The organism is Mycobacterium sp. 20KCMC460 (assembly GCF_022179425.1).
GTDB lineage: Bacteria > Actinomycetota > Actinomycetes > Mycobacteriales > Mycobacteriaceae > Mycobacterium > Mycobacterium kiyosense.
The window spans coordinates 4170714-4182488 of the sequence record NZ_AP025524.1 but is presented as its reverse complement, the minus strand read 5'-3'; the positions used below and the strand labels follow the sequence as shown (position 1 = coordinate 4182488).

6 protein-coding genes are annotated in these 11775 nt (G+C 69.2%); 5 read left to right on the top strand and 1 reads right to left on the bottom strand.

Annotated elements, in window-relative coordinates; all coding sequences use genetic code 11:
* The first annotated feature begins 5 nt into the window (after positions 1-5).
* The 3 genes from MKCMC460_RS19390 to MKCMC460_RS19380 all read left to right on the top strand — a co-directional run bounded on the left by MKCMC460_RS19390 (position 6) and on the right by MKCMC460_RS19380 (position 8768).
* Positions 6-4544 (top strand): non-ribosomal peptide synthetase, encoded by a 4539-nt coding sequence (locus tag MKCMC460_RS19390; protein WP_238304711.1) that lies wholly within the window; start codon positions 6-8, stop codon positions 4542-4544.
* 30 nt (positions 4545-4574) lie between these two features.
* Positions 4575-8093, top strand: coding sequence for an amino acid adenylation domain-containing protein (locus MKCMC460_RS19385; protein ID WP_236982188.1), 3519 nt, complete (start codon positions 4575-4577; stop codon positions 8091-8093).
* 168 nt (positions 8094-8261) lie between these two features.
* On the top strand, positions 8262-8768 hold the full coding sequence (locus tag MKCMC460_RS19380) for a hypothetical protein (protein WP_236982190.1): 507 nt from the start codon (positions 8262-8264) through the stop codon (positions 8766-8768).
* Positions 8769-9036: 268 nt separating this feature from the next.
* Here MKCMC460_RS19380 and MKCMC460_RS19375 read toward each other — a convergent pair whose 3' ends face one another.
* Positions 9037-9351: a type II toxin-antitoxin system VapB family antitoxin gene (locus tag MKCMC460_RS19375; RefSeq protein WP_236982192.1), complete on the bottom strand. Its 315-nt coding sequence runs from the start codon at positions 9349-9351 to the stop codon at positions 9037-9039.
* Between the two features lie 191 nt (positions 9352-9542).
* On the opposite strand from MKCMC460_RS19375, the gene hrcA reads away from it, so the two are divergent.
* Both hrcA and dnaJ read left to right on the top strand, forming a co-directional pair.
* Positions 9543-10574 (top strand): heat-inducible transcriptional repressor HrcA, encoded by a 1032-nt coding sequence (gene hrcA, locus MKCMC460_RS19370; RefSeq protein ID WP_238304710.1) that lies wholly within the window; start codon positions 9543-9545, stop codon positions 10572-10574.
* A gap of 58 nt (positions 10575-10632) precedes the next feature.
* Positions 10633-11775: a molecular chaperone DnaJ gene (gene dnaJ / locus MKCMC460_RS19365; RefSeq protein WP_236982194.1), complete on the top strand. Its 1143-nt coding sequence runs from the start codon at positions 10633-10635 to the stop codon at positions 11773-11775.

The window sequence follows — 11775 nt, the reverse complement described above, 5'->3', positions numbered from 1 at the left end:
CACCGGTGACCACGGCACCACCGCAGATCGAGGACGTCCTGGCGCTCAGCCCCCTGCAGGAGGGGCTGTTCGCGCTGTACCGGATGGCCGAGGACAGCGTCGACCTCTACACCATGCAACTGCGGGTGGACATCGACGGACCGGTCGACTTGGAACTGCTGCGCCGCAGCGCCGCGGTGATGCTGGCGCGGCACCCCAACCTGCGCGCCGCCTTCTGGGATCAGGATGTGCCCAAACCGGTGCAGATCGTGCCCTCGCACGCCGAGCTGCCCTGGCACGAACGCACCGGAACGCCGGCCGAATTCGACGCGATCGCCCGCTCGGAACGACGCCGGCCGTTCGACCTGAGTCGCGGTCCGGCATTGCGCGTGGTGCTGATCTCGGTGCCGGGCCAGACGCGCCGCCGGATGGTCTTCACCGCGCACCACATCCTGATGGACGGCTGGGCGCTGGCGATCTTCTTCACCGAGATGCTGGCCGTATACCGGGCCGGCGGATCCGCGGACGCACTGCCCGCCCCACGTCCGTACCGCGACTACATCGCCTGGCTGGCCACCCAGGACGCCACGGCCGCACTGGACAGGTGGACGCGGTACCTGAGCGCGGTGTCCGCCCCGCTGATGGTGGCCGACGGCACCGTCGACATCCGGGCCGCGGTGCCGGAGCAGACGAAATCGCTGCTGTCGGCCACCGACACCGCCCGGCTGCGCGGCTGGGCCGGCCGCAACGGCCTGACGCTGAACACCGCGGTGCTGTTCGCCTGGGCGGTGCTGCTCAGCAGGCTCACCGACCGGCGCGATCTGGTATTCGGCACCGTCGTGTCCGGGCGCCCCGAACACCTGACCGGCGTGGAAAGCATGGTCGGGCTGTTCATCAACACCGTGCCGGTGGTGCACCAGATCAGTGCCGGCACCCCGATCGTGGAGCAGTGCGCGCGGCTGCAACGCGAGTCGTCGGCCATGCGCGAGATCGGTTACCTCAGCCTGTCGGAACTGCAGCGGGCACACGGCCGCGGAGCCCTGTTCGACAGTCTGTTCGTATTCGAGAACGCACCGATCGAGGACTCGATCCGCACGGTGACCACGCCCGACGGCGCCAGCTTCAGCCCAGTCGAAATGGACAGCCTCACCCACTATCCGCTGACCGTGGTCTCCCACCTCAGCGGCGACGAACTGGTGGTGGTGGTGGAGGCGATTGCGGCTGCGCTGCCGCATCTTCCGGCCGCCGACATCTGCCGGCGACTGGTCCAGGTGCTGCTGCAACTGCCCGACATCGGCGACGAAACCCCGGAAGCGCTCGACGTGCTCACCGCGGCCGAGCACGCCGCCTTCGCCCACGTCGCCGCCGCGGCGCCGGCCCGGCCCGTTGACACCGTGTGGGACGTCTTCGCGCGGCAAGCCACCGCCACACCGGATGCCGTCGCACTGACCACCGGCGCCGGCGAGCGCCACACCTACGCTGAATTGCACGGCCAGGCAACGCGATTGGCGTCAGAGCTGGCCGAGCGGGGCGTCGGACCCGAGACGGTGGTGGCGTTGCTGCTGCCGCGCTCGTCGCGGTCCGTCGTCGCCATCCTCGGTGTGCTGGCGGCCGGGGGCGCCTATCTGCCGGTGGACATCACGCTGCCCGAGGTTCGGATCGAATCAATCCTCCGCCAGGCCGAGCCGATCCTGGCGATCGCCGACGCCGAAAATGCCGGCCTCGCCGGATCCGCGCTGCCAACCCTGCTACTCGACGATCCGGCTGTGGCCAAACGGATTTCGCGGCGCCCCGACATTGCCCCAGCGGTCCGTCGCCACCCCGGCCAGCGGGCTTACGTCATCTTCACCTCCGGCTCCACCGGCGAACCCAAAGGTGTGATCGGCACCCATGCGGCGATCCTCGGCTACTTCGCCGACCACCGCGACCGCGTCTACCGCCCGGCCGTCGCGCGCCTGGGCCGCCCGCTGCGCATCGCCCACGCCTGGTCGTTGAGCTTCGACGCCTCCTGGCAGCCGATGGTCGGCCTGCTCGACGGGCATGCGGTGCACCTGTTCGACGCCGAGGAGATGCGGGACGCCGATCGGCTGGTCAAGGGGATGGCCCAACACCGGTTGGACATGATCGACACGACACCGTCGATGTTCACTCAACTCAGCGCAGCGGGGCTGCTCGATCACGCGCTGGCGGTGCTGGCGCTCGGTGGCGAGGCGATCGACAGCTCCCAGTGGAGCTACCTGCGCGGGTTGTCCAACGCCGTCTACAACTGCTACGGCCCAACCGAAATGACCGTGGAGGCGGTGGTGGCCGCGGTCACCGACTACCCGACACCGACCATCGGCACGCCCAATGCCGGCACCTTCGGCTACGTGCTGGATTCGGCATTGCGGCAGGTGCCCGACGGTGTGGTGGGTGAGCTGTATCTGTCGGGTGTGCAGCTGGCTCGCGGCTACATCGGCCGTGCCGGGTTGACCGCCACCCGCTTCGTCGCCGATCCGTTCCGGCCGGGCGAGCGCATGTACCGCACCGGTGATCTGGTGCGGCGCTTGCCGCACGGCGGCTACGCCTACCTGGGGCGCGGTGACACCCAGGTGAAGATCCGCGGCTACCGGGTGGAGATCGGCGAGATCGAGGCCGCGTTGCGCGGCCTGCCCGAGGTGCACGACGCGGCCGTCTCGGTGTTGCGCCGGGACAGCGGCGCCACCCTGGTGGGTTTCGTCGTCTGGCAAGGCGACGACGGTGATGCGGGCCGGTTGCGCGCCGCGCTGGCCGATCGGTTGCCGTCGTACATGGTTCCGGCGCGGATCGTGGCGCTGCCGCGGCTGCCGGTGAATCCCAACGGCAAACTCGACGGCCACGCCCTGGACGCCATCGCCGAGGACACGCTGTCGCGGCCGGCCGGGGACTCCTCGGCGACGGCTGCCGGGACGGACACCGAAAAGGCGTTGGGTGAATTGTTCGCCGAACAGTTCAACGGCCTGGTGCCGCATCTGGACGACGACTTCTTCGCGTTCGGGCTGGACAGCATCGTCGCGATCTCGTTGGTGCACAAGGCGAGACGACGCGGTTTGACGCTGAGTCCGCGCATGGTGTTCTCCGCTCCCACCATTCGCGAGCTCGCCGCCGTCATCGACTCGGTGGGGGACACCGGGATGTCGGCGCACACCGCCGAATACGGCGAGGTGCCGCCGTTGCCGATGGTGTCCTGGCTCTACGAGCACGGCAACTTCCGGCGGTTTACCCACACTGTGTTGCTGCGACTGCCCGACGGTATCGACCGCGCGGCGCTGCAGTCGCTGCTGCAGTCGATGCTCGACGGCCACGACACGTTGCGGTCGATTCTGACCGACACCTCGGCGGGTCCCCGGCTGGTCACCCGGGAGCCGGGTGTGCTCAGCGCGGCCGACATCCTCACTCAGGTCGAGGTCGGGCGCAGCAGCGACGAATTGGTCGCTGCGATAGCCGATTCCGCGCCACGGGTGATGGACCAGATGGACCCCTACGCGGGCTCGATGGTGCGGGCGGTCTGGTTCTCCGGCGCTGAGCAAGGAGACGCGCTGCTGCTGGCCGCCCACCACCTGACAGTGGATGTGGTGTCGTGGCACATCATCGTCGGCGACCTTGCCGAGGCGTGGCGGTGTGTGCAAGCCGGCACGGCGCCGAAGGTGTTGCCGGAGTTCACCTCCTACCGGCGCTGGTGTGAGCTGATGTGGCGCCGCGCCGCCGAACCCGAGGTTCAGGCGCAGCGCGACTACTGGATGGACCAGGTGTGCAGGCCCGACGCCGCGCTCGGCGCCCGCCATCCCGACCCGACCCGCGACAGCTGGTCCACGCTGCAGGTCACCCAGGTGGTGAGCCCGGCCGACGTCACCGCGCAGGTGCTGCACACGCTGCGTCGCGACGAGGGCGTGCGCGAATTCCTTTTGGCTGCAACGACGATGACGATAGCCAGCTGGCGGCGGGCCAGGGGCCAGGACCCCGCGGTGGGTACCCTGGTCGCGCTGGAAGGCCACGGTCGCGCGGATGCCGTACTGGACACCGACACAACCAACACCGTGGGTTGGTTCACCACCGCCTTCCCGGTCCGGTTCGGTGTCGGCGAAGCGGCGGTCGACGTCGAACGGGCCGAGCGGGATCCGGCAGCCGCGGTCGGCCTGGTCGACTCGGTGGTCGAGCACCTGGGCGAGGTGCCCACCGACGGCATGGATTACGGCCTGCTGCACTATGTCGACCGGCTACCCGAATTGCAGGAGGCCGCCGAACCGCAGATCCAGTTCAGCTACCTGGGCCGGCTGGATCTCGGCGGCAGCACCGACCAGCCGTGGTCGCTACTGACCGGTCCCTACCTCGAGGCGCTGCCAAACGCCCCGGAACCGGATCTGCCGCTGCGGTTCGCGCTGAACATCAGTGCGTTCGTAGCTAAAACGCCGGAAGGTACCCAACTGATCAGCAACTGGCGCTGGAGTGACGTACTGTTCACGCCCGCCGACATCGAGCGTCTGACCGAATTCTGGCTGCGCGCAATCGCCGCTCTGGCAGCCGGCCTGCAGAGAAGTCTGGCCTGACCGCACGGTCGAGGCCGAGAGGGGATGAGCATGGAGCTGCCGCACGGCGTGCGCGACGCCGAACGCAGTATCACCAGGGACGAGATCAAGGCGACGATCGCAGCCCAATTAGGCTGCACCGCAGATGAATTCGCCGATCACGACGACCTGATCCAGCTTGGGCTGAACTCGATCCGGATGATGGCGATGGCGGGCGGGTGGCGCAAGCGCGGCGCCGACATCACCTTCGCCCAGCTGGCGGCCAACCCGACCGTCGACTCCTGGTACGGGCTGCTGGCCGTCGAGGAAGCCGACCGAGCGGCCCAGTCGGTCGTTCCGGCACCGGCTCAGCAGCCGGCCGGCGAATTCGAGCCGTTCCCGTTGGCGCCCATGCAGCACGCGTATTGGATCGGCCGCCAAGATGAGCAGCAGCTCGGCGGCGTGGCCGCGCACCTCTACGTGGAGTTCGACGGTTCCGGGGTGGACCCGGTGCGGCTGGAACGCGCGGTGAGCGCGCTGCTGGCGGCACACCCGATGCTGCGCACCCGCTTCCTGCCGGACGGGACGCAGCAGACGATGCCCGAGCCGGGCCGGCCCGTCTTCGCCGTCGTCGACCTGCGCGGCCAGGACCCCGAACATGGTGAGTCGGCACTGGCCGGGCTGCGCGACCGAAAGACCCACCAGCGCTTGGCAATCGAAGACGGACAGGTCTTCGACGTCACCCTGACGCTGCGGGACGGCGACCGCAGCAGACTGCACCTGGACATCGACATGCTGGCCGGGGACGCGATGAGCTACCGGATCCTGGTCGCGGATCTGGCCGCGGCGTACCGAGGTGCGACGCTGTGCACCCCGGGCTACAGCTACCGGCGATACCGCACCGAACGGCGCGACGACACCACCGCGCGCGAGCGCGACCGGCAGTGGTGGCAGCAACGGCTACCCGAACTGCCCGGTGCGCCCGAGCTCCCAACCGTGCCGGTGGGCGAACGCCGCGCGCAGCACCGCACCGTCCGCTACGACCACTGGTTGGGGCCGGACGCCAAGCGGACACTGGTGAGCGGCGCGCACGCGCGCGGCGTCACCCCGGCCACGGCACTGGCCGCCGTCTTCGCCGACACCATCGGCGGGTGGTCCGCGCAGAGCAGGTTCCTGCTGAACATTCCGTTGTTCCAACGCGAACCGGTGCACCCCGACATCGATCGGGTGGTCGGTGACTTCACCTCCTCGATCATGCTGGAGGTCGACGTCGCCAAGAACGTGTCGGTGGCCGAGCGGGCCCGCGACATCCAGCGACGCATGTACGAAAGCGGCTCGCACACCGCCTATTCCGGCCTGGAGGTGCTGCGCGACCTGGGTCGGCAGCGCGGCGAGCCGGTGCTGGCGCCCATCGTGTTCACCAGCGCCCTGGACCTGGGTGAGTTGTTCACCGACCAGGTGATCGAGACGTTCGGCGAGCCGGTCTGGATCATCTCGCAAGGCCCGCAGGTGCTGCTGGACGCCCAGATCACCGAGTTGCGGGGCGGATTGCTGATCAACTGGGACGTCCGCGAGTCGGCGTTCCCGGACGGACTGATCGAGGCCATGTTCGGCCGGTTCGTCGAGGCAGTCGAACGCCTCGGCGAGGGCGACACCGGCTGGGCGGCCGAGGCCGCGGTACGGTTGCCGAGCGCGCAGGCGACGGTGCGCGCCGCGACCAACGCCACCGACGGCCCGGTCTCCGAAAGATGTTTGCACCAAGGATTTTTCGATCACGCTACGGCAGATCCGGAAGCGCCGGCCGTGCTGTGGGGCAGCGGCGACACCGCCGGGTCGTGGAGTTACCGCCAACTCGCCGAATCGGCTCTGGCCGTTGCGGGTGCGCTGTGCGGCCAGGGTGTGCAGCCCGGCGACGCGGTCGCCGTGCAATTGCCCAAGGGGCGCGACCAGATCGTCGCCGTTTTGGGCGTACTGGCGGCCGGTGCGGCGTACGTGCCGATCGGATTCGACCAGCCGCCCGCCCGCCGCGCCAAGATCCTGCACGGCGCCGACGTGGTGGCGGCACTGACGTCGGATGGGGCCGACCTGGATGCCGGGGTGCCCTGCCTGTCCCTGGACGCCGCGCGCACCTACACCAAACCCCTGGCGGCGCCGCTGCTCCCGAACACCGGCGCGATCGCCTACGTGCTGTTTACCTCCGGCTCCACCGGCGAACCCAAAGGCGTCGAGGTACCGCACCGCGCAGCGATGAACACCATCGACGCCCTCAACGACTGGTTCTCGGTGGGCAGCCGGGACCGCGCGCTGGCGTTGTCGGCCCTCGAATTCGACCTTTCCGTCTACGACATCTTCGGTATGTTCTCGGTCGGCGGGGCGGTGGTCGCGGTCGATTCCGGAGACCGCGCCGCGGCCGCGTCGTGGGTGGAACTGATTCGCCGACACCGTGTTTCGATCCTCAATTGCGTGCCCAGCATGCTCGACATGATTCTGCAGATCGGTGGTGACCGGCTGGGGGACTCGCTGCGCGCGGTGATGCTGGGCGGTGACTGGGTCAGCACGGATCTGGCCCGGCAGCTGGCCCGCCAGGTTCCCGGTTGCCGGTTCTCCGGTTTGGGCGGGGCGACCGAGACGGCCATCCACAGCACCATCTGCGAGGTGACCGGCGCGCCGCCGGAGCACTGGGCCACGGTGCCGTTCGGCGTGCCGCTGCGCAACGTCCGGTGCCGGGTGGTCGGCCCCTCGGGCCGCGACTGCCTGGACTGGGTGCCCGGGGAGCTCTGGGTCGGCGGCGTCAACGTGGCCGCCGGCTACCGCAACGACCCCGAACGCACCGCGCAGCGGTTCGTCGAGCACGACGGTATCCGTTGGTACAAGACCGGCGATCTGGCCCGGTACTGGCCCGACGGCACCATCGAGTTCCTGGGCCGGGCCGACCATCAGGTGCAGATCCGCGGGTACCGGGTCGAGCTCGGCGAGGTGGAGAGTGCACTGCGCACCTTGCCCGGGGTACGTCATGCCGTCGCAGCGGTCGTCGGCGCCGGGGCGCCCAAGCTGGTCGCTGCCGTCGCCGGTGACCGGGCCGAGATTGGCGACCCCGCCCGGGTCGCCGGGGCCGTGGGCGAGTTGCTACCGAGCTACATGGTTCCGAGTCGCACCGTCGTGCTGGCGCAGATGCCGTTGACCGCCAACGCCAAACTGGACCGGCGCGCGGTGGTCGCGTTACTCGAGTCGCACGCCTCAGCTGCTTCGGTGGCCGGCTCCGGTGCACCGGCCAGCGACGTGGAGACGGCGCTCGCCGACATCGTCGCCGAGGTGCTGGGCCGCGCGTCGATCGGCGTGCACGACGACTTCTTCGCCCACGGCGGCGACTCGGTGCTCGCCACCACGGTCATCGCCCGGATCCGGGACTGGCTCGACATCGACCACGCCGTGGTGACCGATCTCTTCGCGACCCGAACGGTCGCCGGTCTGGCCGATCGGCTGGAAAAGCGCGAGGCCCAACGAGGGACGCCGGAGCGGCTGGCCGTGATCGCACGCCATTACCTCGAGATCGCCGCGTTGACCGACGAAGAGGTGCTCGCCGAGGGCTGACCTGCAGAACCCTGGCACCGCACAGCCATTCATGCCTGCTACACAGCTGAGGCACAGCATCGGTGTCGGCGGGAATCGCTACGGTGTGTGTAACGCAACTAAGCCACCAACCGAAACATCAGTCACACCATGCAAAGCTGTGCACGTGAGAATCGAGGGGGACACCCAATGCTGACCATCAAGAAACTGGCCTTCGGCGCAGCCGCCGTCGTCGGGGTGGGCGCTGCCGCCGCCGGACTGACCGCCGCGGCCGAGCCGGCCGGCTTCCACGTGCAGCCGGTCGTCTACGGTGCACCGCTGCCCCAGGACCCGGCGCCGGCCCCGGCCACCGCCGTACCGACCGCCGCGCAGCTCACCGGCCTGCTGAACAACCTCGCCGACCCCAGCGTTCCGTTCGCGAACAAAAGCGCTCTGGTCGAAGGCGGCATCGGCGGGACCGAGGCCCACCTGGCCGACCACCAGCTGAAGAAGGCGCAGAAGAACGGCCAGTTGCCGCTGGCGTTCAGCATCGCCAACATCCAGCCGGCCGCCAACGGGGCGGCCACCGCCGACGTCTCCGTCTCCGGTCCCAAGTTGTCGCCGCCGGTCACCCAGAGCGTCACCTTCGTCAACCAGGGCGGCTGGGTGCTGTCCCGCAGCTCCGCGATGGAGCTGTTGCAGGCCGCCTCGCACTGACCCGGCTAGCCGCCCCGACCGCCCAGGCCGAGCCTGGCCAGGCGGTCCGGGTCGGCCAGCACGTCGATCGCGGTGAGGCACTCGTCGGACAGCGCCCGCAACTCCTCGTCGGAGAACCCCAATCCCCGCGCAATCTGGGAGCCGGAAGGCGATCCGGGTGCCTAGCCCGGCGTCGCGATCGCTGACGCCGGTGAGTCGTGACAGGGCATTACCTCCGGTGAATGTGTCGTCAAAGGTTCGACACCTGGGACCACCGAAACGTGACCGGCTATCGCGGCGCGTCGGGCGCCATATCCATGTCGTACACCCGGGCGTGCAGGACGGTGCGGTTTCGCAGCGCCGCACGCACGGCCCGGTGCAGACCGTCCTCGAGGTAGATGATCCCGCGCCACCGCACCGCATGCGGGAACAGATCGCCGTAGAAGGTGGAGTCCTCCGACAGCAGACGATCCAGTTCGAGCACCCGCGTTGTGGTGACCAGTTCGTCCAGCCGGATCTGTTGTGGCGGGATCTGGGACCAGTCCCGGTACGACAGACCGTGTTCCGGGTACGGTTTGCCCTCGCGCACGCCCTTGAAGATCATCGTCGTCGCTCCCGGTCGCTTTTCGCCTGGATACCGGCCCGACGCAACCCTCGACGGGACCACGTGCAAAGGCTAGTCGCCGCGCCGGGCCGGTGAGGTATTGACCACGCATCGCCGACGCCGGCATGCCGGTTGCTGCGCAGACCGTAAAATGAACGCGGCCGGCAGGTATCCAGGGAGGTGAGCAGTCGATGGGAAGCGCGGACGAGCGTCGCTTTCAGGTTTTGCACGCGATCGTCGCCGACTTCGTCGCCACGCATGAACCGATCGGCTCCAAATCCCTGGTGGAACGGCACAATCTGGGCGTCTCCAGCGCGACCGTGCGCAACGACATGGCAGTGCTGGAGGCGGAAGGCTACATCACCCAGCCGCACACCAGCTCCGGGCGGGTTCCCACCGAAAAGGGCTACCGCGAATTCGTCGACCGCCTCGACGACGTCAAACCGTTGTCCGCGGCGGAGCGCCGCGCGATCCAGGGTTTTCTGGAATCCGGCGTCGACCTCGACGACGTGCTGCGTCGCGCGGTGCGCTTGCTGGCCCAACTGACCCGTCAGGTCGCCGTGGTGCAGTACCCGACGCTGTCGACCTCGACGGTGCGACACCTGGAAGTGATCGCGCTGACCCCGGCGCGGCTGCTGATGGTGGTCATCACCGACACCGGCCGGGTGGACCAGCGCATCGTCGAACTCGGCGACGTCATCGACGAGCACCAGCTGTCCCAGCTGCGCGAGATGCTCGGTCAGGCGCTGGTCGGCAAGCGGCTGTCCGCGGCCTCGGTCGCGGTGGCCGATCTGGCCGGACGGCTGCACGGCGGCGACGGTCTCGGCGACGCGGTGGGGCGTTCGGCGACGGTACTGCTGGAATCGCTGGTCGAGCACACCGAGGAGCGGCTGCTGCTGGGCGGTACCGCCAACCTGACCCGCAACGCCGCCGATTTCGGCGGCTCCCTGCGCTCCATCCTGGAAGCCCTCGAGGAACAGGTCGTGGTGTTACGGCTGCTGGCTGCTCAACAGGAGGCCGGCAAGGTGACGGTACGCATCGGCCACGAGACGGAGGCCGAACAGATGGCGGGCACCTCGATGGTGTCCACCGCCTACGGGACCAATGACACCGTCTACGGCGGCATGGGGGTGCTGGGGCCCACCCGGATGGATTATCCGGGAACTATGGCGAGTGTCGCGGCGGTTGCCATGTATATCGGCGAAGTACTCGGTGCGCGATGACTGCGCACCGACCGGTTTTTTAGACAGCTGCCGCCTGGGCGGCTAAGAGAGGTCAGACGTGGCACGCGACTATTACGGACTGCTCGGCGTCAGCAAGGGCGCCAGCGACGCGGAGATCAAGCGCGCCTACCGCAAGCTGGCGCGGGAGTTGCATCCCGACGTCAACCCCGATGAGGCGGCACAGGCCAAGTTTCAGGAGATCAGCGCCGCCTACGAGGTGTTGAGCGACCCGGAGAAGCGCCGCATCGTCGACCTGGGCGGTGACCCGCTGGAAAACGCCGCCGCCGGCAACGGCTTCGCCGGCTTCGGCGGCTTGGGCGACGTGTTCGAGGCGTTTTTCGGCGGCGGTTTCGCCGGCGGCGGCGGCCGGGGACCGATCGGCCGGGTACGCCCGGGTTCGGATTCGCTGCTGCGGCTGCGCCTGGACCTCGAGGAATGCGCGACCGGGGTCACCAAGCAGGTCACCGTCGACACCGCGGTGTTGTGCGACCGCTGCCAGGGCAAAGGCACCAATGGCGATTCGGCGCCCGTCCCGTGTGACACCTGCGGAGGTCGCGGCGAGGTGCAGAGCGTGCAGCGTTCGCTGCTCGGCCAGATGTTGACCTCGCGGCCGTGTCCCACCTGCCGCGGCGTGGGCGTCACCATTCCCGACCCCTGCTACCAGTGCATGGGCGACGGGCGGGTGCGCGCCCGTCGCGACATCAGCGTCAAGATCCCGGCCGGCGTCGCCGAAGGCATGCGGGTCCGGCTCGCCGCCCAGGGCGAGGTGGGGCCGGGCGGTGGTCCGGCCGGCGACCTGTACGTCGAGGTGCACGAACAGGCGCACGACATCTTCGCCCGGCAGGGCGACGACCTGCACTGCACCGTCTCGGTGCCGATGGTCGACGCGGCGCTGGGCGCCACCGTCACCCTGGACGCGATCCTGGACGGCCCCAGCGAGATCGTCATTCCGGCCGGCACCCAGCCCGGCGCCACCATCACCCTGCGGGGCCGCGGGATGCCGCAACTGCGTTCCAACACCCGCGGCGACCTGCACGTGCACGTCGAGGTGGTGGTGCCCACCCGGCTGGACCACCACGACACCGAACTGCTGCGTGAGCTGAAGAACCGCCGCACCCGCGATGTGGCCGAAGTCCGCTCGGCACATGCCGGTGGCGGCGGACTGTTCAGCAGGTTGCGCGAAACCTTCACCGGCCGCTAG